The organism is Actinomycetes bacterium, from assembly GCA_022599915.1.
Taxonomy (GTDB): domain Bacteria; phylum Actinomycetota; class Actinomycetes; order S36-B12.
In genome coordinates this window covers 1-25722 of record JAHZLH010000007.1, presented here as the reverse complement: position 1 = coordinate 25722, position 25722 = coordinate 1, and the positions used below count along the sequence as shown (strand labels likewise).

The following is a 25722-nucleotide window of genomic DNA, read 5'->3' as shown; positions in this document are numbered from 1 at the left end:
CGCAAACACGCCACAATGGGCGCTATGTCCACCATCAAGGAACAACTGCGCCAAGATCTCACCTCCGCTATGAAGTCCGGTCAAACGGAAGTTGTGGCCACTATCCGGATGGCCTTGACGTCGATCAGCAAGGCGGAGGTGTCTGGCGATGCCGCCAGAGAACTCAGCAATGATGAGACCGTCTCGGTGCTGGCCTCTGAGACCAAGCGGCGACGCGAAGCAGCCGGTGAATTCGAAAAAGCAGGACGGGACGATCTTGCGGACAAGGAAAAGTCGGAGGCAGATATCCTCGCTCGCTACCTTCCGCAGCCGCTGTCCACCGAGGAGTTGCAGCAACTAGTTCAACTGGCGGTCGCAGCTGCTCAGGAGCAAGGACTGGCAGGTGGCCGTGCGATGGGTTCAGTGATGAAGGACCTGAAGGACAAGACTCTCGGTCGAGTGGATGGCGCCGAACTTGCTGCGACAGTTAAACGGGAATTGGGGATCGGCCAGTAGGGGTCCAGGCGAACCGCAATCGCGGTTCGAATCCCGAGTTACTCGAAAGTGAACTCAGGCAGATTTTGAAGCTCCTCTAGTTCATCCAGGGTGAGCGTGTTCTGGTCATCGCCTGCTGGCTGCTTGTCCTTGTCTTTCTTTTTCTTCTTGTCGTCGGTCGCATCGAGTCGGATGTCGTAGTCTCGGGGATCGCCACCGAACCCGCGGTAGGGCAGGCCTGAGTGTGCTCCACTCATTGCGGAGCGCCAAATGGGACCAGGAATCGTAGCGCCGTAGACCGTGGAGTAGTAACTACCGTTGATGACCACGTAGTTGAGTGGATAGCGGTAGCCACCGCGTGGGTCGCCAACCCAAACCGCCGCGGCGATCTGTGGGGTGTAACCCACGAACCAGACCGCCGATGAGGTGTCTGTCGTACCCGTCTTACCCGCGATGGGGCGACCGAAGGAGGCGCCGGGATAAGTGCCGCCACCGCTCACCGGCCCTCGCAGCAGGGTTGTGATGGTATCGGCGACGTAGCTGCTCAAGACTCGACGGCACTGCGATTGGAACTTGTAGACCTTCTTGCCCTGGGTACGCTTAATGGAGTCGATGGGGTTGGGCTTGCACCACACCCCGTCGTTAGCGAAGGCGGCGTAAGCACCCGCCATGTCCAGTGGAACTACTTCGTTGGCCCCTAGGACGAAGGAGGGTACCCGGTTGAGTTTCTTGCCGTTGCCCTTACGGATACCCATGGCCTCGGCGATCTCGGCCTGCCGACAGAGACTCACCATCTGTTCCAGGCCGACGAAGAAGGTGTTAATCGAACCTTTGGTCCCGGAATACATCGTCTCGACGCCACCGCCACCTTTGACGGTGTACGGCGGGAAGTTGTAGCCGTCACAGTCACGGAAGCCATAGAAAGTCTTCTGAGACGGGGAGGTGATCGCAACCGAAGGGGAGATGCCTTTCTCTAAGGCCGCGGCCAACGTGAACGGCTTGAAGGTTGACCCGGACTGCATCCCGATGGTGCCGCCCTCAGACTTACGGACGTTGTAGTTGTAGGCGGTCTTTCCTTGACCCTTGCGGCCCCACTCGGTGTTCTGCGTCATCGCCAGGACCTTGCCAGTGCCAGGCTGGACCATGCTGATGGCGGCAGCCTTGTTGCTGGGATCACCGACTGGAATCCGGTTCTTCACAGCCGAGTCTGCGGAGCGTTGCGCTTGCGGTGTGAGGGTGGTCTTAATAACCAATCCGCCAGTGCGGAGTAGGTTGATCCGTTCGCGGCGAGTCGCCCCGAAGGCGGGCTCGTTGCGAATGTAGTTCAGCGAATAGTCGCAGAAGTAGGGGGAGTCAGAAGTGGGGCAGCCGTTAATGAAGACCTTGTGGTCGAGGTACGACTTCATCTTCGTGTCTACAGCTTCTTGGTACTCGGTGGGTGTGATGTAGCCGAGCTTGCGCATCGCCAGCAAGACCTCATTGCGTCTTTCGGTTGAGTCTTTGGGGTTGCGGACTGGGTCGAAGGCGCCGGGCTGTTGAACGGTGCCAGCAATGGTGGCGGCCTCCACCAGTTTGAGTTTCCTGGCGGGTTTGTTGAAGTAGGTCTGTGCTGCGACCTCTATCCCGTGGGCACCGGAACCGTAGTAGGCGATGTTCAGATAGCCCTCAAGGATTTCGTCCTTGGTTTTAGTCTTTTCCATCGCGATTGCATAGCGCGCTTCGCGCAGCTTCCGCTCGACCCTCTGCTCGGTGGCAGCCGCTTGTTCTTCCTCGTTACTCGCACTGTTCAGCAAAATCTGCTTCACATACTGCTGGGTGATGGTGGAGCCACCCTGCCGAATCTCACCACTGGATTGGTTCGTGGCAAGGGCGCGAATCGTGCCGCGAACGTCGACTCCGTTGTGCTCGTAGAAGCGAGCATCTTCAATCGCAATCATGGCTTCCTGCATGACCGGGGCGATCTTTTTGAGCGGAACCACCTCACGGTTTTGGTCGTACAAGTACGCTATCCGCTTGCCATTGGCATCAACGATTTCGGAGCGTTGCGACAAAACTGGGTCTGATAGTTCCTTGGGGTAGGACTCGAAGGCATCGATAGCAGTCTTGGCGAGGATGCTTGCTGCTCCCAGAGTGGGCATGGCAATCGCTGCTGCGAAAACGCCCGCAATCAAGGATGTCACCAGGAAGGCAACGACGAGAACTAGGCGACCATCCTCGGCGCCGGCACGATTGGCTGAACGATCACCAGAGCGCAGCGTGAAGCGCCCGTTGGACTGATCGCGAGACGATGCAGTTGACATTTTATCTTGCCCCACCCGTGGCGATGGCGAATCTCCAGACATAGACATACGACCTTTAGGGTACGGCCTCAGGTTCAATGCGCCGACAATCCAAACCGAATCGAAATGTGATGATTATTAAATAGTCTTTTGTGACTATAGGACTTAGTAGATATGTGCCTGTGATCTCCGTCACGCTCTGATTAGTGTCCGTCACATCGAGCGTTGTCGAGACTTTCTGAGCCCGTCGGCAGACAAGTCCCAACGCCCTGCGAAAGGGCCTAAGAGATGGTCTGGAATAGCGAATGGGCTGCCCACGCTGCTTGCAACGGTACTGACCCGGACGCCCTGTTCGTCCAAGGAGCCGCACAAAATCGCGCCAAGCAGATTTGCCTTGGCTGTGAAGTGAGGACTGAGTGCCTCGCGGATGCGCTAGACAATCGAGTTGAGTTCGGGGTCTGGGGCGGCATGACGGAACGAGAGCGACGTGCGCTGCTGCGGCGGCGCCCAGACGTCAGTTCCTGGCGACGCTTGTTGGACACCGCCCGCATCGAACACGCACGTCTCGATCCTGATCTTGAGATTGAGCCATTGGTGCCACAACAGAGCCAACCGATGGAGCAGTTCGCCCCACAGCAGCGGCTCTAGTTGACGAGGCAGGTAACAGCGGCGGCCTCTTAGCAGAAGGCCTGCACCTGCCTGATCATTTCTCACCGGTATCACCCGGTGGTTGTTGCCTCGGTTAGGTAGTCACCGATCTCGCGTAAGCCTTCCAAGTCGTGAACGTCATCCGCAAGCGCGGGAATCACGGCTTGGCTGACGGCAGGATGTGCCGCAGTGAAACGTTCCGCAATGTGGCGCTGCCGTTGAGCCTTGTGCATGGTGTCGGCGTGCATGTGCAGCAACGCTGCCGTCTCGCTATGGTCGTGCGATTTTTCCAGCCGTTCAGCGGCTACCACTGCCTCTTCGGCAGACAGCGAATGCCCAACCGGCAATGTAACTCGATTGAGCACCATCCCGGCCAGTGGCATGCTCTCCTGGGTCAGCCGTTCGACGAAGTAGGTGGCTTCCCGCACCGCATCTGGCTCCGGTGCCGCGACTACGACAAAAGCGGTACCAGGCTCCTGCAAGATTGCGTAGGTTTCATCCGCCCGCTGTCGAAATCCACCGAAAATACTGTCGAGGGCTTGGATGAAGGTCGAGACTTCCACCAGGAGTTCCGTCCCCAGCACTTTCTTCACCGCCCCAGCGGCGAGACCAAGACCAACCCCCACTACCCGGCCCAAGCCACGGCCGGCGCCCTTCGCTGGTCCAGTGAACAGCCGAATGAACTTGCCGTCCAAGAAAGAGCCAAGCCGCTGTGGTGCGTCCAGAAAGTCCAATGCGGAGCGCGAGGGCGGAGTATCCACCACGATCAAATCCCAGATGTCCCCTAGGTCGGATTGCCGGCGGAGCTGGCCGAGCTTCTCCATTGCCATGTACTCCTGTGTGCCGGCAAACGAGCTGGAGAGAGCCTGGTAGAACGGATTCTCGAGTACTTGAGCGGCTCGCTCGGGGTCTGAGTGCGCTTCAACGAGTTCGTCGAAGGTCCGTTTCATATCCAACATCATGGCGTCGAGGGAGCCATCACCCGCAACGCCGGGCACGGACCGTGGGGTGTTGTCCAAGTGGCTGAGCCCCATGGATTGCGCCAGGCGTCGTGCCGGATCGATGGTCAAGACAACGACGCGACGACCCATTTCTGCGGCACGCAGCGCAAAAGCTGCAGCTGTGGTGGTTTTGCCGACGCCACCACTGCCACAGCACACCACGATTCGAGTGTCCGGCGAGCCGAGCATGGCATCGACGTCGAAGTTGGGTGCGGGGCTGATGGTTGTCATTGTTGTGCCTGTCCCACTATTGCACCGGCCAACTCGTAGAGCCCGCCGAGATCAACTTCATCGAGTTGCGGCAAATCGACGAGTGGGACGTCTAGTTCGGCGAGACGATCGCGCTCGCGTCGCTGCAAGCGAACTCTCACGGCGTGGTTGATGCCTTCCTGGGTGAGAGCAGCCACCAGATCAGGGTCGGGGTCATCAATGCCCGCTGCCGAAAGGTCAGTGGCGATAGCTGCAGCTGGCACCGGCACGTCAGCTGCTAGCGCCTCGTCGGACAAATCTTCAGCGCGTTGCCTGTTTACGAAGATCGATCCCACTAGTAGGCCCGATTCGCGCAACTCACGGACCCCATCAATAGTTTCCTGCACCGGCATCTCTTCCAGCAGCGTCACGAGGTGGACGGCAGTCTCCGGACTGCCGATGACTCGCATCACCGAATCTGCTTGGTTCTTGATGGGTCCCACCCGCGCTAGCGAGCCAACTTCTGTGTTGACGTTGAGAAATCGCGCGATACGGCCAGTCGGTGGCGCGTCCATCACCACGGCATCCCATACCGGTCGACCCTGCTCGCGACGCCGGACCGCTTCACCGGTTTTGCCGGTAATCAACACATCGCGCAATCCGGGCGCGATAGTGGTCGCGAAGTCAATGGCACCGATCTTCTTCAGCGCAGTACCACCACGTTTGATGTTGTAGAACATGCGCAGATACTCCAAGACCGCAGCCTCGGGATCTACCGCTTGGGCAACGACCTCCCCCCGACCGGGTGCTACCGCGACGCGAGTCTCGTCGTAAGGCAGCGGTGGCACATCGAAAAGTTGTGCAATCCCCTGGCGCCCTTCGACCTCCATCAGCAGTACTCGGTTTCCGCCGGTGGCTAGCGCAATCGCCAGGGCGGAAGCCACGGTCGTCTTGCCAGTACCACCTTTGCCCGACACGACATGTAGCCGCACGCCGGGCCAAAGCTTTGATGCCATGCCCTGAGACTATCCGGCGGGGTCTAGGGTCGTGCTATGACCAAATGGGAATATGCCACCGCACCGGTTCTGATTCACGCAACCAAGCAGATCTTGGACAATTGGGGCCAAGACGGTTGGGAGTTGGTGCAGATCGTTCCGGGACCCAATCCGGAGAATGTTGTGGCCTACTTCAAGCGACCGTTGTCGTGACCCTGGTTGCGGATCGGCTGGCGCAACGCGGGTTGACGATGCCGGCACCACCAGCAGCCTTGGCGGCCTACGCTCCGGCTGTGTTGCGGGGTGGCTGGATATACACCGCGGGCCAATTGCCATTGCGAGATGGTGCTCTCGTCGCGACGGGGCGACTAGGTGAAGGTGTGGATGTCGAAACTGGTGCTGCTGCCGCCGAAGTGGCGGCGCTCAATGCGTTAGCTGCGATGGCCGGAGTGGTGTCGGACCTGGATCAGGTTCAACTCGTGAAGGTCGTCGGCTTTGTAGCCAGCACGAGCGACTTCACTGACCAGCCCAGCGTGATCAATGGCGCGAGTCTGCTATTCGCTGACGTTATGGGTGAGGTAGGTACCCACGCGAGATCTGCGGTGGGAGTGGCTTCGCTGCCGCTGAATGCGCCGGTGGAGATCGAAGTCGTGGCCCGGCTAGGAGATGAGGGCGCTGTCGGTGGTTAGCCCGGAACGTCCCAGCTTCACTTTGCCAGCGGAACTCGACCGTCGGGCTCAGGAGTTGCTGTCGGACGGGGGCGCTTGGCAGCCACCACCGGTTCATGATGCCGCGACGCTCATGCTGCTGCGATCGGGCGAGGCTGGGCTGGAGGTGCTGCTGCAGAAGCGACCGACCGCCATGGCGTTCGCAGCGGGCATGTACGTCTTTCCCGGTGGTCGCGTCGAAACCAGTGATGCTGATGAGCACGTACCGTGGCAGGGGCCACTCGACTATGAGCCGTTTCCGCTGAAAGACGATGCCCAACCGACCGCTCACTTCCGCGCGTTGACCGTCGCTGCGGTCCGAGAAACCTGGGAGGAAGCGGGTATCGCGTTGATGACGGGAGAGCCAGCACCGCCGCCTGAATCTAACGTTGAGTTCCTGGCTTGGCTGCGGAAAGAGAATCGAGCGGTGGCTGGCGAATTCTTGTTCCCTTGGGTGCATTGGGTGACTCCCGAGGTGGAGCGTCGACGCTTCGACGTCAGGTTCTTGGTGGCGCAGGTACCGTCTGGCGCCGAAGGGGCCGACATGAGTAGCGAGACTGAGGAAACCCGCTGGATATCACCGGAGGAGGCAGTAGCCGCAGCAGTCGACGGAGCGTTGCCCATGCTGCCACCCACCGCTGACGCCTTGCGGCAGTTAGTGGGCTTTGCCGATCCGGAATCGGTGCTAGCAGTTGCTCGTACCCGGCGGCCGCGGCCGCTCCTGCCGCGCCCCTGGCGGGTAACCGACGGAGTAGTGGACTGGCGGTTGGAAGATGCTTACAGCGGCGAAGTGATCAGCTCATGAGCGGGTCGCCTGCCGTTATTGGTTCGCTGGACCCTTGGTTTGGCGGCGATGTGGTGGCTGGCGTGTGCTGTGTGCTCGCGCCCAACCCGTCGGCGATGACGCTGGACGGCACCAATACCTGGATTTTGTGGGGCAACGGACCAGCCGTGATCGTTGATCCAGGTCCGAATGATCCGGAGCATCTCGCGGCAGTGGCGGCAGAACTGGCGCAGCGAGAGTTGGTGCCGGCCGAAGTCCTACTGACCCACGGGCATGCCGATCATTCCGCCGGAGCGCGGATGTTTGCCGCCCGGTGGGATGTCCCGGTACGAGCTCTCGACCCGACTCACCGGCTAGGCAGCGAGGGGTTACTAGACGGGCAGCGTATTCGTCAGGGTGATCTGGAGTTAGAAGTGATCGCCACTCCCGGTCACACCTCCGACTCGCTGTCCTTTCACCTACCGCAGGCTGATGCGGTGCTCACCGGCGATACAGTCCTGGGTCGGGGTACCTCCGTGGTGGCCTGGCCAGATGGCTCGCTGACCGACTATTTGACCTCGTTGCAGCGGCTTGCGGAATTAGCTAGTGAACACTCCCTGGACCGCGTGCTACCTGGCCATGGCCCAACACTGACTCGACCGGCTTCACTCCTTGCTGAGTATCGCGCCCATCGGGAAGAGCGGCTGGACCAAGTGCGTGCTGCTATCGCTGCGGGAGCGAAGTCGGTGACAGACATCGTGGAGCGGGTCTACCAGCCACTGCCTGCCGGGGTGTTGCCGGCGGCCCGGGCGTCGGCTGCGGCGCAGTGGGCACACTTACACCAGGTGGGGGAGGTGGCGCCGCCAGCTGATTGGTCGAACTAGTCGAGCTGGCAGCGGGTGGGTGAACTAGCCGCCGCTGCTGATGGGCGGCAGCAAACTTACTTTGCTCGCCGCCCCAACCGCTCGCTGTCGATCAGAATGACGGAGCGGGATTCCAACCGGATCCATCCCCGAGCGGCGAAGTCTGCTAGTGCCTTGTTGACCGTCTCGCGGGAAGCCCCAACTAGTTGGGCGAGTTCCTCCTGCGTCATGTCGTGGGTAACGCTGGTGCCGTCCTCAACGGGTACTCCGAAACGCTCCCCGAGATCGGTGAGCGCTTTCGCCACTCGGCCAGGAACGTCAGAGAACACGAGGTCCGACATTGCCTCATTGGTCCGCCGCAGTCGGCGGGCCAATGCACTCAGTAGCGCTTCAGCGACTTCCGGTCTGCCCGATAGCCAGGGGCGCAGGGCGTCGTGGCTGAGCTCTCGTGCCGCTACGTCAGTAAGTGCGGTAGCTGTAGCCGCCCGCGGGCCAGGATCGAACAGCGAAAGTTCACCGATCATCTCACCGGGGCCGACGATGGCCAGCAGCGCATCCCTGCCGTCTGTGGATGCGGTGCCCAGTTTGATCTTGCCGCGTTCGAGGACGTAGAGCCGATCGCCCGGGTCCCCCTCGCGGAACAGGACCCCGCCCTTCGGTATTCGGATCAAGTTGGTGGCAGCCCGGAGTGCGGCAGCAGCCTCTGGATCCAATGCGGAAAAGAGCGGCGCCTGCATCAGGACGTCGTCCACGAACTCCTCCAAACCGGGCGATCGTGGCTAGTGTGGCGCAAAGCGCCGACGGATACGAACCGAACGGGCGCAAAAGTCAGTAGATCAGGCGATTCCCAGGCGTTCCTCCATGGCAACCAGCGCTAGTCGGGGTTCCTCGCGGTACCGGGTTATCAGTTCAGCAGTAACGCCATCGATGCGATCGTGCAGCTCGCGACGATAGGTGCTCAAGTCTTCTTCTGCTCGCTCGAGGTCAGCGATCAAGGCATCCCGTTCAGTGGCAGTTTCAGTAGCGACTCGGTTCCACAAAGCACTGAGATCGGGGAGCGGTGGGATGTCATCGATGGGTCCCACGCTGAGCGCAGCAACTCGCCGATGCGAACTCTGGGCATCAGTCAGCAGCCGAGATAGTTTCTCTACCGGCTCTTCCCCGGTGTGGTCGCTGTTGATCACGTCAATACGAGCTTGGATCAGACGCCGCCAGTAGGAAACCTTGGATTCCTCCTCAGTAAGCCCCGATCGCATGGTGCGAAGCTCGGCTAGTTCCACGGATGTGAACTTGGGGTCCCGAACCCGTTCAACTTTCGCAGCAGAGCGCCCCGACGTCGACTTGTCTTTCGCTTCGGGCATTATCGCTCCTGTCAGTCAGGGTGTACCTGTACCTATCGGAGTCATCGCCTGCCCAGAAGATTACTTGAGCTAGTTACTCCATTCGGGTGAATCGGGTGCTGATCGCTTAAGTCCCCTAGGGTGACTAAGGTGAGCAGCGACCGGTCGGATCAGCAGCCCACGCCCACGGGAGAATCCCGATTGGCACTAGTGCGCCGAGCGCGAAGGATTCTGCGGACCCTCGAACAGACTTACCCCGATGCCCGCTGTGAACTCGAGTTTGCCGACGCGTTCCAACTGCTCTGCGCGACGGTGCTGTCTGCTCAATGCACGGATGTGCGAGTCAACTCAGTGACGAAAGAACTCTTCCGTCGATTCCCCGACGCGGAATCTCTTGCGGCGGCCGAGCCGGCGGAAGTGGAGAGCATCATCCGTCCTACCGGATTCTTCCGAGCGAAGGCCGCAAACTTGCTAGGGCTCGCGCAAAGCCTGGTGACCGACTACGACGGCGTCGTACCCGACCGACTTACTGATTTGGTCGTATTGCCCGGGGTGGGTCGCAAGACTGCCAATGTCGTGCTGGGCAACGCTTTCGATATTCCCGGAATCACCGTGGATACCCACGTTGGTCGACTATCGCGCAGAATGGGCTTCACCGATCATGAGGATCCGGTGAAGGCAGAGCAGGACCTGATGGCGATCTTCCCCCGCAAGACGTGGACCCAGATGTCGCACGTCATGATCTGGCACGGTCGACGTTGCTGTCACTCACGGCGCCCGGCCTGCGGGGCCTGCCCAGTCGTGCAGTGGTGCCCCGGGGCGGGGATTGGCCCGATGGACCCAGAAGAGGCCGCAAAGCTGCTCAAGGGGCCGCAATGAACTCGCCAAGAGAGCGTCGCGGCCCGCGGGCGGTTGCACGCGGCATCGTGACGCTGGCGCTGCTAGTGGTGGTGGCAAGTTGCTCTTCGTCCGAACTCGAGGATGTTGGCGCTGCTGCCGGTACGGATGCGGTACCGGACAGTTCTGCGCCAGTCATTTCAGCGCAACAAATCGACACCGCGCCGCCCTGTGAGGGCTTCCCCGAATCCGGCCCTCGAGGGCTACCGTGTTTGGGGCCCGGACCCGAGGTGGATATCGCTACGTTGCCGGGGCCGACTTTGGTGTCGGTATGGGCATCATGGTGTGGCCCCTGCAAAGAAGAAGTTCCAGTCCTAGCTGAATTCGCTAACTCTGGTGGTTCGGTGTTGGGAGTCAATGCGGCCGATAGCCCGGAAGCGGCTGCAGCATTCTTGGCTGATCTGGATGCCCAGTTCCCGTCGGTACAGGATGTGGAATCCCGCACCAGAGTGGATCTAGGTTGGGTGGGGCCACCATTCAACGCCATTGTTGTTGCGGGCAATGTGGTCTACCGATTCGACAAAGCGATCACCGACATTTCGCAGATTCGGCGGGCGTTCAAGCGGGTAGCTGGAGAAGCCTGATGGCGAAAGAGGCGTGGCTGGCGGAATCAGCGCTACCCGAGCTGCCGAACTGGCTCGGTGACGTAGTCACTGCGGTTCGGAAGCTACGAATCGAGGACTTGGGCTTAATGAGGCCGCCGGAGCAGGGCGGCCGGGCTGGCGCGGTCCTTATCCTTTTTGGTGAGGGAGAGCTGGGGCCTGATGTACTGATCCTGCAGCGCGCGGCCGAGATGAGAGAACACGCGGGTCAACCAGCATTCCCTGGTGGTGCGGTGGACTCGACTGATGTGGACTCGGTGGCGGCAGCGCTGCGGGAGGCCCAGGAGGAGACCGGTGTGGAGCCCACCGGGGTAACGGTATTTGGGGCGTTGCCAGACCTCTGGTTGCCCCCGTCGGGCTTCATCGTCACTCCGGTGCTGGGATGGTGGCTGGCGCCGATACCGGTAGGTGTCATGGATCCCGCCGAAGTCGCGGCCGTTCACCGAGTGCCAATCTCTGATTTGTTGAATCCGGCCAACCGCGTCGAGGTGATCCATCCATCGGGATACGTGGGACCCGGCTTCGAAACCCACGACATGTTGGTGTGGGGCTTTACCGGGGGACTACTATCGCAGCTCTTCGACGCGGCCGGCTGGACCCAACCCTGGCTACCTGCTCGCAAGGTTCCGATCGAGACTTAGCCATGGCTGTTTCGCGGCAGATTCATCGAGCTAGTCCAAGGAGTCGAGCCAGCGCAGAATGAGACTGTTGAAGGTGTTCGGATCTTCTTCCTGCGGGAAATGTCCGACACCGTTCATTTCGTGTCGTTCGTATCTGCCCACTACAAAATCTTCGCTGCCGTCGTAGGTTCGGGTGAGAAGCGAGCCGTCGTTGTGTCCTAGTACCTGCAGGACCGGTTGTCGGATGGGTTGGGTCATGGCATCGGCGAATTGACGGCCATCTTGCCGGGGAACGGCGCGGACCGCCCAACGGTGATATTCCAAGGCACAGTGAGCGGTCGAACCGAACTGCATCGCGGCTCGAAAGGCATCGGCTGACTCGTTATCTGGCCAGCGATCCGGACCCGACCACCGCCGCAAAATCTGCTCTACCTCTGCGGCATTGTCACGCAAGAGTTTTCGTTCCGGGCGGAAGGGGACCTGATATCCGATGGCGTAGCGCGATAGTTTGCGCTGCTCCGGATCGGAAATGAATCCTTTACGCAGCATGTTCGGGTGCGGCATAGAAACCGGCACCAACGCCCGGATCGCCGACCGGCGTAGTGCAGCTGCGGTCCAGGCGATGAGACCGCCCCAGCCTTGCCCGATGACGACGGCTTCCGAACGGCCTAGTGAGCGGATAATGCCAGCGGCATCCGCCGAGAGGTTGATGGGGTCATAGCCGTGTGGGGTGTGATCGGAGCCGCCGTAGCCGCGGAGATCGACTGCTACGGCGTGGTAGCCGGCCTCCGCCAACTGTGGCAAGAGGTGACGCCAGGTCCACCAGAACAACGGGAACCCGTGTAGCAGTAGCACCAGTGGCCCGGAACCCATTTCGGCAGCGTGAAAGCGAACGCCGTTCGCTGCTATATCGCGATGTTTCCAAGGGCCCTCAGCCCAGATCGCATCCTCGGGGGTGGGCACCACCCATCATTTCCCTGAGTGGCCAACCGGCCCCTTGCCGACAGCGGGAGTTTCGGTATCAGTCGATCCAGCGAGTACCTGTTGGGTGCGCTCCAACTCTTTCTTGGAGAGTTCGAGACCGTTGCTCATCTTCTTTGCCTTGGCTCGACCTGCTGCTGCGAGGACGGCCGCCACCAGAATGAGTGCCAGCGCTACGATTCCAAATCCCGCCCATTCCGGCAGTCCCACCGCGACCAATACATAAGCCAGGGTGATCAAGAGAAAGACGATGGCCAGAATTCCGATAAAGGCGGCGCCAGCGAAAAGCCCGCCGGTGCTACCAGCCTGCTGCGAACTGGTGCGTACCTCGCGCTTGGTGAGTTCCGTCTGATCCTGAACGAGCTGTTTGGCGTCGCTGGTCACTGATTTCAGCAGTGCACGGATACCGCCTTTGGCCGGGCTTTCTGCCACGTCTCCTCCTCGTCACGGTGGGTCGGTTGACCGACCAGTACATCCTGACACCCTAGTGGGTGGATCGCGGTGGCGGCTCGCCCAATGGTGACCTGGCAAGATCAGGCGTTCCGGTCCTCTTGGTAGACGTCGGGAATACCATCCTGATCTTCGTCCGCTTCCTCCACCGCTGCTACCTGGGCGTAGTAGCGGTTGCGGGAGCGCAGCATGATCGTGGCGAGAACCGCGGCTAGCAGTGACGCGGCCAAAACGCCAAGCTTTGCTGCGTTGAGGGTTTGGTCGTCGGTAAAGGCCAACTCCGAAATCAGCAACGAGACCGTGAAACCTATTCCGGCAAGCAGTCCGACCGCGAGTACATCGCGCCATTTGATGTGACTGCTCAGTTGAGCTCTAGTGAACTTCGCCATCAGCCAGGCTGTTCCCACTACTCCGATTGGTTTGCCGACCACCAAGCCGATGATCACGCCGAGAGCTACTGGGCTGGCGAGAACCTCGCCTACTGATTCATCTCCCAGGCTCACACCTGCCGCGAAGAAGGCGAAAATCGGCACGGCGAACCCAGCAGAAATGGGGCTCCAGCGATGTTCGGCGATATCGCCGGGACTCTTCTCTTCCCCGGGATCTTTCTTGACCCGGGTCAACAGACCCGCGGCCACACCGGCAACTGTGGCGTGGACACCACTGGCATGCATGAAGCCCCACGCAATGAACACGATGACGAAGTACACCGGCCAGCCGACGAAGCGGCGCTTCTGCAGGTATGCGTAAAGCGCCAAGAAGGCCACCGATGCAGCGAACTCCCAGGCGTTGAAGTAGTCGGAGTAGAAGATCGCAATCACCAGGATGGCCCCAAGATCATCCACAACAGCCAGTGACAGCAGAAAGGCACGCAACGCGACCGGAAGATTGCGTCCGACGACTGCGAGTACCGCAAGGGCAAAGGCAATATCGGTCGCCATCGGGATACCCCAGCCCGTTACTCGACCGTCCTCGGCAAAGACGTTTACTCCGATGTAGAGCAGGGCTGGCAAGATCATGCCGCCCAAGGCAGCCGCTAGGGGAACCGCCGCTTTGGAAGGCTTGGCGAGGCTGCCGAGCTGTAACTCGTACTTCAATTCGATACCAGCGACGAAGAAGAAGATGGCCAGCAGTCCGTCAGCGGCCCAATCCGAGACGGTGAGATCCAGATGCAGCGCCTCCGGCCCGATGACGGTCTCGGAGATTTTCTGGTACCACTCTGCCAGCCCACTGTTGGCAACAATGAGCGCGGCGGCGGCAGCGGTGAGCATGAGGATGCCACCGACGGTTTCATTGCGAAGCGCTTCGAGCGTCCAGGTGCGTTCGCTCAGCGAGAGCCGCCCGAAAAGTCCACCGTTACCGTTGCCAGAATCCGGTTCCGACTGAGGATCTTTAGCCATGTCACTCCCAGCGATGGTTCGCCGCCCGCTTGTGTTGGTGGACCAAGTCGTTGGCCCGGCCCTTTGCCGTCCTGAACCTGACCTTACGATGAATAGCATGCCGGAGCCCGTTGTACCGTCGCCTGCCGACACGACCAACATTGTCAGATCAGCCATACCGTTGGCAGGCCATATCGGCCTTACCGTCACGGAAGTCTCGCCAAATCGGGTGGTGCTGGAGGTGCCGTTTGAGGGCAACACCAACCATGTCGGCATCATGTACGCCGGTGTGCTTTACACCGCGGCGGAGGTACCGCCCGGAATCCTGGCGCTGATCCGCTTTGATCCCACCCGTTTTTATCCGGTAGTGAAAGAGATGACTGTGAAGTTCCGTCGTCCTGGCAATACCGGGATCCGGGTCGTGGCAGAGCTACCGGAGAGCAAGGCGGAACATATTCAGGCTGAAGCCGAGCGGGATGGCAAGTCTGAGTTCACCATGGACCTCGAAGTTCGTGACGAAGCCGATGAGGTCCTCATGACCAGTCACGGCATCTATCAACTGCGCTCTCACTAGCTCGAGCGATTGGCGCAGCTATCGCCAATCGCTCAGTCGGTCGCCCCTGCAGCCAATCCGTCTGAAATCAGATTCATAACCGTGGGATCGGCAAGGGTAGTGACATCGCCGAGTTGTCGATGCTCCGCAACATCTCGCAGCAGCCGCCGCATGATCTTGCCGGAGCGGGTCTTGGGTAGTTCTGGGACCACCATGATTTGCCGTGGCTTTGCGATTGGGCCGATTTCGGTGGCGACATGCTGGCGCAGCTCACCAACCAGCCCGTCACCGTCCTCCACCCCGGCGCGCAAAATCACAAAGGCAACGATGCCTTGCCCAGTGGTGTCATCTGCAGCACCCACTACGGCAGCCTCGGCGACCTTCGGGTGGGATACCAGGGCCGATTCCACTTCAGTAGTAGAAATCCGATGACCCGAGATGTTCATGACGTCGTCTACTCGCCCCAGCAGCCAGATAGCCCCATCTTCGTCCAACTTCGCGCCGTCCCCGGCGAAGTACCGGCCGGCGAATCGGGACCAATAGGTGTCGAGATAGCGCTGGTCATCTCCCCAGATTCCACGCAGCATGGACGGCCACGGCTCATCAAGCACCAGATAACCGCCACTGCCGCGCTCTACCGGATCACCATTGTCGTCAACCACCTTCGCCGAAATGCCGGGAAGTGCGCGCATCGCTGACCCTGGTTTGGCAGCGGTAACCCCGGGTACCGGCGAGATCATGATCGCCCCAGTTTCGGTCTGCCACCAGGTATCCACGATCGGGCAGCGCTTGCCGCCAATCACCTGCCGATACCACATCCACGCTTCGGGATTGATCGGTTCGCCCACCGAGCCCAACAGGCGCAGCGAGGACAGATCGAACGAGTTGGGATGCTCGTCCCCCCACTTCATGAAGGTGCGAATCGCAGTGGGTGCGGTGTAGAGAATGCTGACCTGGTGCTTTTGCACGATCTCCCAGAACCGGCCCCGGTGTGGGGAATCTGGGGTGCCCTCGTAGATCACTTGCGTGGCCCGGTTCGAAAGCGGGCCGTAGACGATATAGGAGTGGCCAGTGACCCAGCCAATGTCGGCGGTACACCAGTAGACATCGCTGTCGGCCTTGAGGTCGAAAACAGACCAGTGGGTGAAGGAAGCCTGGGTCAGGTAGCCACCGGTCGTGTGCAGAATGCCCTTCGGCTTCCCAGTGGTCCCGGAGGTGTAGAGGATGAAGAGCGGATGCTCGGCGTCGAAGGCCTGCGGCGTATGCTCCGTGCTGGCTGGATCAACCACGTCATGCCACCAGACGTCGCGTTCGTTCCAGTCGACCTCAGACCCGGTGCGCCGAACAACTAAGACGTTGCTGACCGAAGGAGTCTGAGCCACCGCTTCATCAACCGCAGGTTTCAGCGGCATAGCACCACCCCGCCGGAATTGTCCGTCAGCGGTAATCACCAGTTTTGCTGAAGCGTCATCGATTCGGCTGCGCAGCGCTTCCGCCGAGAAACCAGCGAAGACCACTGAATGTGCTGCACCAACCCGGGCACAAGCCAACATGGCCACAACTGCTTCCGGAATCATCGGCAGGTAGATCGCGACCCGATCGCCAGCGTTCACGCCGAGAGCAGTCAGCGCGTTCGCTGCTTTGCAGACCTCGTCTTGGAGCTCCCGGTAGCTGATGTGACGGCTGTCGCCGGATTCGGCTTCGAAGATCAACGCGGTCTGATCGCCGTAGCCGGCAGCAACATGCCGGTCGACACAGTTCACCGAGGCGTTGAGCTTCCCGCCGACGAACCACTTGGCGAACGGCGCGTTGCTCCAGTCCAGCGCTTGTTGCCAGGGCTCATCCCACTGCAGTCGGCGAGCCTGTTCCTCCCAAAACGCGATCCGGTCCTCGGCTGCTTCCTCGTAGGCTGCAGCAGTCAGATTCGCGGCAGCGGCGAAACTTTCATCCGGGGGAAAGGTGCGCTCCTCGTGAAGTAGATTTTCCAACGCTTCCTCTGACAACGTGCCCTCCTAGACCAGCAAGTAGCCCGAGGTTATCGCGCAGCTGTTGCCTTCTCGAGGAACTCCACAATTAGATCCGAAAAGACCGAAGATTCATGTGAATCGTCAAAACCACTCGCGTCGCTGCACAACGTAGATCTGATCGAACTCCGGATCCGTCTTGGTTAGGTAGATGATGCCCTCGATGAATCCGATGATGCCGCCGATTCCGCAGGTGAAAAGGGTAATCAGAATGCGCAGCACCCCGCCCCCGATGTCACTTAAATAGAACCGATGTACTCCCCAGGCGCCGAGCAGGATGCCCAGGATGCCGGCTGGGATTCGCTTGCCGCTGTAGTACTGCGGGTAGCCGTAAGCCGTCGGTTGAGCCGGAGGGTAGCCATGGGCGGTTTGCCCCGGTGGAAGTTCGACTGGCGAGGCTGGCTGCGACGGTGGTGGCGGAGCGCCGTTAGCGGGTGGTGGTGGGGTTGGTTGCTCACCCGACTGTTCTGGTTCGGATTGGTCGGTCATCAGGGTCTCCCGGTCATCGTTGCTGGCTACCAGCGATTCGCTGGGGTACAACGCCTAGAAAAAGTGTGGCACGGTTGCCCAGCTGAACTCAGGTGTGCCGAGGATAAGGGCCTCGCCCGGATGCAACGAGCGATAGGTTCCACCATGCTTGTCGCTATGCGACGGAACTCGCACCCAGACCGATCCCCGTACTTACCCTGGCCAGTTCGCTCGCTGGTTGTCGGTGCGGTCGGCACCATGGCCATGACGGTGGCCTACTGGGCAGAACGGCGGGTCCGTGCCGGTAAGTTCCGCGGTGCAAAACGGTTGGCGGATGGCCGCCAGGTGCGGGGCATGGCGACCGATCAAGGACTGGACTATGACGACACGGTCGTTCCGGGCCAGATTGTGGCAAACATCCTGCACCTACCTGACGCGATCAGCAGCCATCCGGGCGAAATCGCTATCGCCTTACGTTGGGGCTACGGGTCCGCCTTCGGTTTCGCGCACGTGTGGCTGCGGCACCGCTACACCGAGCCCACGGCCACTCTTCTATTCGGTGGTGCATTGATGACGGTGACCTTCTCAATGTTCCCGGCATTGGGTGGGACTCCGCCACCATGGAACTGGCCTAAGGATGTGTTGCTGACCTCTTTGGGTACCCATGCGGCCTACGTCCTCGCCTCTGCGATCACTGACGATCTCACCCGCTGACCTGAGCCGGATTTTTCCTTGGTGGCCTTGCGTCGTTACCGTAATGGGGTGACCTCGGATCCACTTCTCGCCCTCGTCGAACTACCCGGTGTGGCCAACGCCGCTGACGAAGCACGCGCCGCCGTGGATGAACTGCTGTGGAACCGGGCAGCTCGCCGCAAGAGCACGGCGCTGTCCGCTGAGGCTGCCGTGGTGGGGGCTTGGTGCAACGCTTCGTTCGAGGGTGCCGAGATCTTGCTCGACTCATTGCGCTCCGGAGCCGTGGAAGATTCACCGATGGGTCGGATCGCGATGCGCACGCTTGCGATGTATTCCGAACTGCCGGCTTCGGCAGATCTGTTGGGGGCCGCACCACTACAGGCGCTGGCCCGGATGCATTCAGTTGCCGCTGTAGGACAGGTGCCGGAATCAGAGTTGGGGCGGCCCCGATCGGTGGACGAAGTGGAGGATTCACTACGGCTGGGTCCGCTCGTGCCTGCAGCGCAGCTGTCCCCGCGACTGCAGGGGCTGTCACAACTGCTCATTAGTTCCAAGCAAACCCCGGCGATTATCCTCGCTGGTGTCGTACACGGTGAGCTTGCTATGCTCAGGCCGTTCAGCGCTGGCTCCGGCACTGTTGCGCGCGCCAGCACGCGGCTCGTGTTGCGGGCTCGGGGCGTTGATCCTGATGGCTGGTCTTTTCCGGAAGCCGGGTTGCGCACACTTGGGCGAAACAAATACCGAAATGCACTGACCAGCTATGCCACTGGTGAGCCGGACGGGGTTGCGGAATGGTTGATTACCCATTCCCGCACGGTTGCGGTGGGAGCTCGGGCAGCGGTCGAGGAGATCGATCACCTGCCAGATGATTCCTAGAACCCAGGGTGGTCCGCATTCAGGCCAACGCGCAGAGGCGTGGTTGGGTCCGGGCCTAGTTGCCGCGATTGCTGCGCTACGACGGGCACGGCATGCTGGCGAGCTCCCGCAGACCAGCCGCATCACCGGAAGAGATCTTTAGCCGCAACATACTCAGGGTGTCGTGCATCAGTGCCCCTCGGTCCTCGACGTGACCTAGGCCCAGGGCATGACCAGATTCATGCTGATACAGCGCTCGTCGGAGGCTGCCGGCTTCTAGTTCGCCAGCATCGTAGGCGTCGATCAAGACAAAGCCACGGTCCGCGATGAGCGCGCTGGCGTCGGAGTTTCCCGAGGAAACCGCTTGTAGGCCCCCGTTACCCGCGGTGCGTCCGGCCACAGCACGCGATCGGTACTCAGCAGGCCCGGCAGATGAACGACCGTGGACGTAGACGATTCCGATCGTTCCCGGTGGGATGGCAGCAATATCAGGCTCACCGTCACTAGCCATGAGTAGTTTGTTTTCGCCGCGGTACTCAAACCGATAGCTATAGTCACTCGCCTCACTCCAACCAGCGAACACTGCTCGCCAGCGTCCTAACTCCATGGCTGGATCCAAGCCCGCCTGGGCTAGCAGGGTGGTGTCCAACTGAAAGCCGATGGTGGCCGGACACCAACGGGCTGGGAACTGGTGATCTGGATCCTTCAGCAGGAACTCATAGGCTTGTGGTGCCGCGTCTGCTCGGGGGACGGTCGCGTTGGCGGTAGTCGGTCCTTGCACAGATAACTCGGGGACTTGTGGCGCTTGGGCGTGAGTTACGGCGACCAGACACACCAAGGCCGCGCCAAGAGCCAATACGCGTAGCGCCTTGTCCAGCCAACTCATATCGAATTAGGTGCGGACTTGGACCGGTTTTGCAGAACAGAGCGGCTCGCTGTCCCCCTATCGGCGCAGTAAACCGGATGAATCGGGCCCGATGTCTCGCAGAACCCGGCGGGATGGCTGTCCACATTCGTGGTGTCGGCGGTACTGTCCCCAGAGCTATCACCGTCCAGGAACGGCTCGCGAAGTTCGTCATTGTTGCTCAGGTACCTCCCCAACCTGGGGCGCAATGACCGAAGGACGGAACTGAGCGTGACGGCGGTGCGAATAGACGTTCTTGATGAGGAACTGCGGAAGTGGGCGAGTGCAGCTGCGACAGCCGCTGGGCTAGCTGTCTCCGAAGTGCGAGCGGATTGCCAAGTAGTGGATCTTGATGCCTGCACAGTCGATCCCACAATGGTCAGCGATCCAGGAACGGTAGTGGTAACTCGGCGTGATGGTGGGGCCAACAAACTAGCCATCGGTCAGTTCGGGATCCCGGAGCTCATCTTTCTACCCGAAGGCGGGGATCGGCTGATTGAGCGGTTGCAATCATTTGTCCCGGACCGCAGCAGCATGCGGTCAGCCAACGTTGTGGTGGTCACTGGAACCCGCGGGGGAGCCGGCAGCACCACCCTCGCAGCTGGGCTAGCCGTAGCAGCAACTGATTTGGGCTCCGTCGTGTTTGTCGATGCGGATCCCGCGAGCGCTCCGGTTGATATCAACGCTGGTGTAGAAAGCGATCGAGGTATCCGCTGGACTGATGTGGTCGATGTAGGCGGTGATTTGCCGGTCAGTGCGCTGCAAGGTCGGATGCCGAGTACTGGCGATGTCGACTGGCTGGCGACACCACTAGGTACCGCAAACTCCTTGTCCTGGCGTTCGGTAACTGATGCGCTGGTGACTGGCTATGACACCGTCATCATTGATCTACCCCGCTACCCGCTGACGGCCACGCCACCACCTGTTACGGCCAGAACCGTTCTGCTCACGACGGTGGAACTGGCCTCACTCAATGCGGCACGAGCCTGGCTTGAATCTGGCCGGTTTGGTGCTGACCCGTTGGTGGCTATTCGATCGGTTGGGGGCCCGCTACGAATCTCGGCCGCGAGCGACACTCTGCCAGCAGTCCGACTACGGGAGATCCCATCACGCAGGGCGTTACGAGGCGCGAGCGATTTCGGCGATATTGCGACTGCGGTAGGGCGAGGAGCCTTTGCCCGGGCCTGTCAGCGACTGTTGCTGGAGGCATTGCGATGACGGCTCGGGCCAACACCAGTGCTGACTTGGCGGATCGGATTCGGGGTTGGTTGGTCGACAATGACCGTGATGCGACCCCGGCCACTGTGGCGGCAGCCCTCAACGAACTGGGGGTAGTGGCGGAGACGCGAGTACATAGCCAGTTAGTTCAGCAGCTCCAGCGAGAGTTGGACGGCGCCGGACCGCTGCAAACTCTGCTCGATCAACCGGGTCTCTCCGACGTCTTAGTCAACGGCGCTGGGGCGGTGTGGGTGGATCGGGGGATGGGCCTGCAGCGGGTGGCTGTGAACGTCGGCGATGAAGATAGCGTACGTCGATTGGCGCAGCGTCTGGCTGCCCAAGCCGGTCGTCGCCTGGATGATGCCCAGCCGTTTGTGGATGCCCGACTTCCCGGTGGTGTCAGATTGCATGCAGCCTTGGCGCCCATTGCATCCCCGGGAACAACGATCAGTCTGCGTACCCCAGCACACCGATCGTTCTCACTGGCGGAACTGCAGCAGGCGGGCGCGATTTCCGCGCCCGGTGTGCAGTGGCTGCATGCCCTGATCGCAGCGCGGTTGTCCTTCCTAGTGATTGGCGGTACCGGCAGCGGCAAGACGACCGTGTTGCGGTGTCTGTTGGAACAAGTACCGGCGGCAGAACGAATTCTGGTCGTGGAGGAATCTGCTGAACTGCGCCCTAGCCACGACCATTGCGTGGCCTTAGAAGGTCGACCGCACAATGCCGAGGGAATCGGAGGAGTGGAACTGAGCCAGTTGGTCCGACAGGCGATGCGCATGCGGCCCGATCGAATCGTCGTTGGTGAGGTTCGGGGTGCCGAAGTGGTGCAACTACTAGCGGCAATGAACACCGGTCATGAAGGATGTGCTGGGACGATTCACGCTAACTCGCCACAGGCGCTTCCCGCCCGAGTTGAGGCACTTGCTGGCGCAGCCGGCCTTGATCGGCCGAGGGCGCACAGTCAACTGGCTGCCGGGTTGGAAGCAGTAGTGCATCTTCGGCGAGACAGTGACGGCCATCGAAGAGTTGTTGAGTTGGGGGTAGTTGTAGTTCGGCAAGGTTTGAGCCGCGTCGTGTCACTAGTCACGTTCACTGACGATCGACCGATCCTGCATCTGCCAAACCACCCGGCGGCCAAGCGGCTACTAGCGGCTCTCGCGGTATGACCTGATGTCGGTTCTGCTGGTTGTCCTCGCGGTGTGGATCTGTCCGCTGCCACGGCTGGGGGCCCTAAGTCGGGTGAAAAGTCGATTGCGGCACGCCCTCCGGCGTCACCGAGACGAACAAGTCGAACAGGAGTGTGACTGGGCCGCCGCGCTAGCGGGTGAATTGCTTGCAGGGAAGGAGCCGTCGGTCGCGCTGCAAGAAAGTCACCACAGTCATCCGATCAGTCCGCACGCGGCTCGCGCCGCTCGGCTAGGGGGCGACATCGCCGCTGCCTTGCGGAAGGACGCCGCCGGTGAGGGATCACTCCTCGCCGCTGTGGCTGGCGTCTGGGATATCGGTCACCGCAGCGGGCTCGGCTTGGCTGAGGTGCTGCAACAACTGTGTGATGGCGAGGCCCGCTCCCGAGACGTGCGGCGGACGCTGCAAGTGGAGTTGGCCGGACCGCGGGCCACGGCACGGTTGATGAGTCTGCTGCCGGCGTTGGGCTTGGGGCTAGGGCTCGTGCTGGGGGCGAATCCGCTGGAATGGCTGACTACCTCGCCGGTCGGGCTGGTGGTGTTGGCAGCGGGCGTCACTGCCAACATCCTCGGGTACCGCTGGATTCGGGCCATTGTGCAGCGAGTGGAGGAAGTCTTGTGAGCGCTGTGCTGGTGGCGTTGGCATTACTACTGCTGCCGAATACAGCTCGACTTCGTGGCGGGCGGAAACGGGTTGGAGCTGGATCACCAACCGTTCGCTTCGATTGGCTGGCCGGTATCGCGGTTGCCGCTCTTGTCGTCGTGCTGTTGCCATTGCCGTTGCCGATCACCCTCGCGGTGGCGGGAGTTGCCGGGGCGATGACCAAACTGCTGGTACCGCAGCGCATCGATGAGTCCGAAGAATGGCGAGAGCTGCGGATCGCGCGGACGCTGCCGGACGCGATCAACCTTTTGGCAGCACTGATCGGTGCCGGCTGCACTGATCAGGTAGCTATGCGCTACTTGGGAGTCTCCGCACCCAATCCGCTCGGTGAGGCGTTTACGGAGGTTGCCAGGATGCTGCAGTTGGGCGCACCAGCTGCAGTGGCATGGCGGCGGGTGGCAACCGATGACCAACTGGCCGCGCTTACCGGGGTGATGGTGCGGCGCAGCGAGACTGGTGCGCCTGTGGTGGCTGAGTTGGATCGCCTCGCCGACGAGGCGCGCCGAGACTATTTCACCAAGGCGCAGTCGGCCGCCCGAGCCGCCGCGGTGAAGTCGGTAGTCCCCCTCGCGGTGTGTTTTCTGCCGTCGTTCTTCCTACTGGGGGTAGTGCCAATTGTGGCCGCATTCGCCCAAGGCCTGATCGGAGGTTGAGGGTTGCAGGTGACTAGCGTGTCCAGCCCGGTTGCAGGATGTGCATGCTGTCATCCGCCTTAGCTGGCATCGGCGGTGCTGGTGGTGACCGGGTCACTCAGAGAACCACGGGTGCGAGCCAAAGGCATTGGCAGAAACCGTTGTGCGGGTCAGCAGGTGGCACTGTAGACCGGATAGAACCGCGGTCAGATATTGCTGCAGCCGGGGCTTTAACCACAACATATGAATCGGGTAGCCGACTAATGGTGAAAGCCCGTGAACGAGGTGAGGGTAGACGGTAATGGACAGTTCGCTGCTGGCCTCGCCGGCGGGCTTCAGCCGCCATCCCACGAAGGATTGTGGCTGCCCGGCTTCGCCGATCAGCAAGTCGAATCCGACGGAATGTCGCCAGGCGACGAAATCCCGAACGTAGGTCAGGCCGTTCAGATAACTGAGCACATCTAGGCGAGCGCTCCCGCTCCACGAGATCGCGGAGTTGCTTCGGCAAAAGGGATGAAAGAGCTCAAGATGTCCTGGTCGATCGAGGAGATCGAAAACTTGGGCTGGACGGCAGAAAAGGCGTCGCGAGGCAGCAATGGGGCGGACGCCGCTCATCGGCTGCCCGCCGTCGACCTCGGGGCGAAGTGAGGTGTTGAGCATGAGGCCCTCGCTGACGTGAAGGTGCTGGGAAGGTTGCATGAAGTATTGCGCGATTTTCGATTCGCGGCTTGCTGCGAGCCGGTGGCTAGCACCGGAATGAAAGCGCGGAGTTTTCCACAGTGTTGCCCAGCTGCGCCCTAGGATCGTGCGGAGGAAAGGGTGAAGGTGGCCAGACTAAAGAGCCCCGTCAGCGGTGGCGATCGTATCTCCAGTCTTGACGCGATTCGTGGAGTCGCCGTCCTCGGGATTCTTCCGATGAACGTGGTGTCGTTTGCCCTGGTCGGTTCTGCCTATATGAACATCAGTGCGCCGGGTACCGACACTTTCTTGGACTGGACAGTTGCCGTTGTCGGCGAGGTCTTTGTTGATCAGAAGTTCATGGCGTTGTTCTCCATGCTTTTTGGTGCAGGGATAGTGCTCTTCGCCGAGCGGGCCAAGGTGAAAACAAGTCACCCAGTGTGGTTGAGCCTCTGGCGAAACTTCCTGCTATTGCTGATCGGGTTGCTGCACGGTTTGCTGTGGGAGGGTGACATCCTCGTCGTCTACGCGCTGCTGTCACCGCTTCTGCTGCTACTTCGCAAGTTGCCCAGTTCGCTCCTGTTGTTCTTGGGAATTGGCATTTACGCGCTGTCGCCGATAGTCGCGGTTTTGGGGCAGATGTTCGCAACTGAGCCGGCTGACTTCGCTGGTTTCTGGTTCGAGGCGGCCCAGTCGGGTGAGCTAGCAGAAGTTGTCTTGATAACCGACGCCTTCCTCAGGGCACTAGGTGCCATGCTCGTCGGTATAGCCTTGTTTCGCTGGGGAGTACTGCAAGGGCAGCAAGAGCGGCTCTTCTATCGCCGACTTGCGATTGGCGGGCTAGTCGCCGGGATCCCGTTGGCAGTTGCGGGAGTTATCTGGGTCTCGCTAGCGGACTACTCGACTGATGTCGCCTTTATCGGGTCGATTCCCAACACCATCGCGACCCTTCCTATGGCGACTGCCTACCTCGCCATCGTCATCTTGTGGAATACCTCGGGGGAGTCGCGTCTTCGTAATCGGATCCGTGCAGTTGGTCGAATGGCACTAACCAACTACTTGTCACAAAGTGTTCTGGGCGTTCTCACCTTCAGCGTTGTGCTAACGCAAGTACCGGTGACGCGTTCGACGGCCGTTGTTTTTGTCTTGCTGGTGTGGAGTGTCCAGTTGTGGTGGTCGTTGCCTTGGCTGAATCGGTTCCGCTACGGCCCGATGGAGTGGGCATGGCGCTGCGCGACCTATCGATCCTGGCAGCCGATTGGCAGATCGAGTGAGTAGTCCGCCAACCTGGCCGACAAGGGGCGACGATGACAACGATCGGGTAACCCGATTACCTGAAGCGACGTTGGGCCCTGGCTCGCGAAGCAATCCGCGAACCAGGGCCCAAATTGGTTCAGCTCAGTGACTGGGTACAGCTAGCTAGGGTTCTTGACCTTCTTCATGATGAAGCCGCCCTCAAAGCCGCTTTCATCACTGCCGTAGGAGAAGTTCACAGCCTTCTTCCACGACCACTTCTTCTTTCCGCCTTCATCCATTGCGTACTTACCCTTGGAAATGAACCACGCTGGCATCGTTGGTTGATTGTTTTCGTAGGTGGCTTCCCACCATAGGAAGTTATGGAACAAGCGAGACGCGTCGTAACAACTGATTACACCGTCGCT

Annotated in this window: 29 protein-coding genes and 1 pseudogene; 17 read left to right on the top strand and 13 right to left on the bottom strand. The window is 60.7% G+C overall.

Going from position 1 to position 25722, the window contains the following annotated elements; translation table 11 throughout:
- The first annotated feature begins 24 nt into the window (after positions 1–24).
- Complete coding sequence (locus K0U62_01455; GenBank protein ID MCH9800182.1) at positions 25–495, top strand: GatB/YqeY domain-containing protein; 471 nt, start codon at positions 25–27, stop codon at positions 493–495.
- A gap of 38 nt (positions 496–533) precedes the next feature.
- Here the strand turns inward: K0U62_01455 and K0U62_01450 are convergent, their stop codons facing one another.
- The gene (locus tag K0U62_01450) at positions 534–2774 is read right to left on the bottom strand and encodes a transglycosylase domain-containing protein (GenBank protein MCH9800181.1); all 2241 of its coding nucleotides are present in this window, start codon (positions 2772–2774) and stop codon (positions 534–536) included.
- 267 nt (positions 2775–3041) lie between these two features.
- On the opposite strand from K0U62_01450, the gene K0U62_01445 reads away from it, so the two are divergent.
- Positions 3042–3401: a WhiB family transcriptional regulator gene (locus tag K0U62_01445; GenBank protein ID MCH9800180.1), complete on the top strand. Its 360-nt coding sequence runs from the start codon at positions 3042–3044 to the stop codon at positions 3399–3401.
- 71 nt (positions 3402–3472) lie between these two features.
- Here the strand turns inward: K0U62_01445 and K0U62_01440 are convergent, their stop codons facing one another.
- Together K0U62_01440 and K0U62_01435 are read right to left on the bottom strand one after the other, a co-directional pair.
- Entirely contained in the window at positions 3473–4633 is a 1161-nt protein-coding gene (locus K0U62_01440; GenBank protein MCH9800179.1) for an AAA family ATPase, read from the bottom strand.
- The gene (locus K0U62_01435) at positions 4630–5607 is read right to left on the bottom strand and encodes a P-loop NTPase (protein MCH9800178.1); all 978 of its coding nucleotides are present in this window, start codon (positions 5605–5607) and stop codon (positions 4630–4632) included. The genes K0U62_01440 and K0U62_01435 overlap by 4 nt, the downstream gene beginning before the upstream one ends.
- Before the next feature lie 36 nt (positions 5608–5643).
- Here K0U62_01435 and K0U62_01430 point away from each other — a divergent pair, with 36 nt between their 5' ends.
- The 4 genes and pseudogenes from K0U62_01430 (at position 5644) to K0U62_01415 (ending at position 7793) form a co-directional block, all read left to right on the top strand.
- Complete coding sequence (locus K0U62_01430) at positions 5644–5799, top strand: DUF4177 domain-containing protein (GenBank protein MCH9800177.1); 156 nt, start codon at positions 5644–5646, stop codon at positions 5797–5799.
- Complete coding sequence (locus K0U62_01425) at positions 5796–6275, top strand: RidA family protein (GenBank protein ID MCH9800176.1); 480 nt, start codon at positions 5796–5798, stop codon at positions 6273–6275. The genes K0U62_01430 and K0U62_01425 overlap by 4 nt, the downstream gene beginning before the upstream one ends.
- A complete protein-coding gene (locus K0U62_01420; GenBank protein ID MCH9800175.1) occupies positions 6253–7098 on the top strand; it encodes an NUDIX domain-containing protein in 846 nt (281 codons plus the stop codon). Before K0U62_01425 ends, K0U62_01420 begins: the two co-directional genes overlap by 23 nt.
- A pseudogene (locus tag K0U62_01415) lies at positions 7095–7793 on the top strand (MBL fold metallo-hydrolase). The gene K0U62_01420 and the pseudogene K0U62_01415 overlap by 4 nt, the downstream one beginning before the upstream one ends.
- A gap of 203 nt (positions 7794–7996) precedes the next feature.
- On the opposite strand, the gene K0U62_01410 reads toward K0U62_01415, so the two are convergent.
- Both K0U62_01410 and K0U62_01405 read right to left on the bottom strand, forming a co-directional pair.
- Complete coding sequence (locus K0U62_01410; GenBank protein ID MCH9800174.1) at positions 7997–8671, bottom strand: Crp/Fnr family transcriptional regulator; 675 nt, start codon at positions 8669–8671, stop codon at positions 7997–7999.
- Between the two features lie 84 nt (positions 8672–8755).
- On the bottom strand, positions 8756–9280 hold the full coding sequence (locus tag K0U62_01405) for a hypothetical protein (protein ID MCH9800173.1): 525 nt from the start codon (positions 9278–9280) through the stop codon (positions 8756–8758).
- Positions 9281–9400: 120 nt separating this feature from the next.
- Here K0U62_01405 and nth point away from each other — a divergent pair, with 120 nt between their 5' ends.
- From nth to K0U62_01390, 3 genes are read left to right on the top strand one after another with little or no spacing between them, the layout of a single operon-like run.
- On the top strand, positions 9401–10138 hold the full coding sequence (gene nth, locus K0U62_01400; protein MCH9800172.1) for an endonuclease III: 738 nt from the start codon (positions 9401–9403) through the stop codon (positions 10136–10138).
- Positions 10135–10740, top strand: coding sequence for a redoxin family protein (locus tag K0U62_01395; GenBank protein ID MCH9800171.1), 606 nt, complete (start codon positions 10135–10137; stop codon positions 10738–10740). Before nth ends, K0U62_01395 begins: the two co-directional genes overlap by 4 nt.
- The gene (locus K0U62_01390) at positions 10740–11399 is read left to right on the top strand and encodes a CoA pyrophosphatase (GenBank protein ID MCH9800170.1); all 660 of its coding nucleotides are present in this window, start codon (positions 10740–10742) and stop codon (positions 11397–11399) included. Before K0U62_01395 ends, K0U62_01390 begins: the two co-directional genes overlap by 1 nt.
- Before the next feature lie 30 nt (positions 11400–11429).
- Here the strand turns inward: K0U62_01390 and K0U62_01385 are convergent, their stop codons facing one another.
- From K0U62_01385 to nhaA, 3 genes are all read right to left on the bottom strand, one after another.
- Positions 11430–12251 (bottom strand): alpha/beta hydrolase, encoded by an 822-nt coding sequence (locus tag K0U62_01385; protein ID MCH9800169.1) that lies wholly within the window; start codon positions 12249–12251, stop codon positions 11430–11432.
- A gap of 96 nt (positions 12252–12347) precedes the next feature.
- A complete protein-coding gene (locus tag K0U62_01380; GenBank protein ID MCH9800168.1) occupies positions 12348–12791 on the bottom strand; it encodes a phage holin family protein in 444 nt (147 codons plus the stop codon).
- A gap of 101 nt (positions 12792–12892) precedes the next feature.
- Entirely contained in the window at positions 12893–14209 is a 1317-nt protein-coding gene (nhaA, locus tag K0U62_01375) for a Na+/H+ antiporter NhaA (protein ID MCH9800167.1), read from the bottom strand.
- Between the two features lie 97 nt (positions 14210–14306).
- Between nhaA and K0U62_01370 the strand changes: the two genes are divergently transcribed.
- Positions 14307–14762: a DUF4442 domain-containing protein gene (locus K0U62_01370; protein MCH9800166.1), complete on the top strand. Its 456-nt coding sequence runs from the start codon at positions 14307–14309 to the stop codon at positions 14760–14762.
- Between the two features lie 32 nt (positions 14763–14794).
- Here the strand turns inward: K0U62_01370 and acs are convergent, their stop codons facing one another.
- On the bottom strand, positions 14795–16744 hold the full coding sequence (acs, locus tag K0U62_01365; protein ID MCH9800165.1) for an acetate--CoA ligase: 1950 nt from the start codon (positions 16742–16744) through the stop codon (positions 14795–14797).
- Between the two features lie 105 nt (positions 16745–16849).
- Positions 16850–17254, bottom strand: coding sequence for a TM2 domain-containing protein (locus K0U62_01360; GenBank protein MCH9800164.1), 405 nt, complete (start codon positions 17252–17254; stop codon positions 16850–16852).
- Between the two features lie 156 nt (positions 17255–17410).
- On the opposite strand from K0U62_01360, the gene K0U62_01355 reads away from it, so the two are divergent.
- Positions 17411–17947 carry a DUF1440 domain-containing protein gene (locus K0U62_01355; GenBank protein MCH9800163.1) on the top strand — a complete coding sequence of 179 codons (537 nt, stop codon included), beginning with the start codon at positions 17411–17413 and terminating at the stop codon, positions 17945–17947.
- A 48-nt stretch (positions 17948–17995) separates the two neighbouring features.
- Entirely contained in the window at positions 17996–18802 is an 807-nt protein-coding gene (locus tag K0U62_01350) for a Fic family protein (protein MCH9800162.1), read from the top strand.
- Between the two features lie 76 nt (positions 18803–18878).
- On the opposite strand, the gene K0U62_01345 is transcribed toward K0U62_01350, so the two are convergent.
- The gene (locus tag K0U62_01345) at positions 18879–19667 is read right to left on the bottom strand and encodes a matrixin family metalloprotease (GenBank protein ID MCH9800161.1); all 789 of its coding nucleotides are present in this window, start codon (positions 19665–19667) and stop codon (positions 18879–18881) included.
- Positions 19668–19916: 249 nt separating this feature from the next.
- On the opposite strand from K0U62_01345, the gene K0U62_01340 reads away from it, so the two are divergent.
- Genes K0U62_01340 through K0U62_01325 form a run of 4 tightly spaced genes read left to right on the top strand, consistent with a single transcriptional unit; the run spans position 19917 to position 23404 of the window.
- On the top strand, positions 19917–20903 hold the full coding sequence (locus tag K0U62_01340; protein MCH9800160.1) for a hypothetical protein: 987 nt from the start codon (positions 19917–19919) through the stop codon (positions 20901–20903).
- Positions 20900–22069, top strand: a complete 1170-nt coding sequence (locus K0U62_01335; protein MCH9800159.1) for a TadA family conjugal transfer-associated ATPase — start codon at positions 20900–20902, stop codon at positions 22067–22069. The genes K0U62_01340 and K0U62_01335 overlap by 4 nt, the downstream gene beginning before the upstream one ends.
- A gap of 4 nt (positions 22070–22073) precedes the next feature.
- Positions 22074–22709, top strand: a complete 636-nt coding sequence (locus K0U62_01330; protein MCH9800158.1) for a hypothetical protein — start codon at positions 22074–22076, stop codon at positions 22707–22709.
- Positions 22706–23404: a type II secretion system F family protein gene (locus tag K0U62_01325; GenBank protein ID MCH9800157.1), complete on the top strand. Its 699-nt coding sequence runs from the start codon at positions 22706–22708 to the stop codon at positions 23402–23404. The genes K0U62_01330 and K0U62_01325 overlap by 4 nt, the downstream gene beginning before the upstream one ends.
- A 93-nt stretch (positions 23405–23497) precedes the next feature.
- On the opposite strand, the gene K0U62_01320 is transcribed toward K0U62_01325, so the two are convergent.
- Positions 23498–23842 (bottom strand): hypothetical protein, encoded by a 345-nt coding sequence (locus tag K0U62_01320; GenBank protein ID MCH9800156.1) that lies wholly within the window; start codon positions 23840–23842, stop codon positions 23498–23500.
- A 366-nt stretch (positions 23843–24208) separates the two neighbouring features.
- On the opposite strand from K0U62_01320, the gene K0U62_01315 reads away from it, so the two are divergent.
- Complete coding sequence (locus K0U62_01315) at positions 24209–25339, top strand: DUF418 domain-containing protein (protein MCH9800155.1); 1131 nt, start codon at positions 24209–24211, stop codon at positions 25337–25339.
- Positions 25340–25476: 137 nt separating this feature from the next.
- Here the strand turns inward: K0U62_01315 and K0U62_01310 are convergent.
- Positions 25477–25722 (bottom strand): hypothetical protein (locus tag K0U62_01310; protein ID MCH9800154.1); only part of this gene is annotated, 246 nt, incomplete at its 5' end.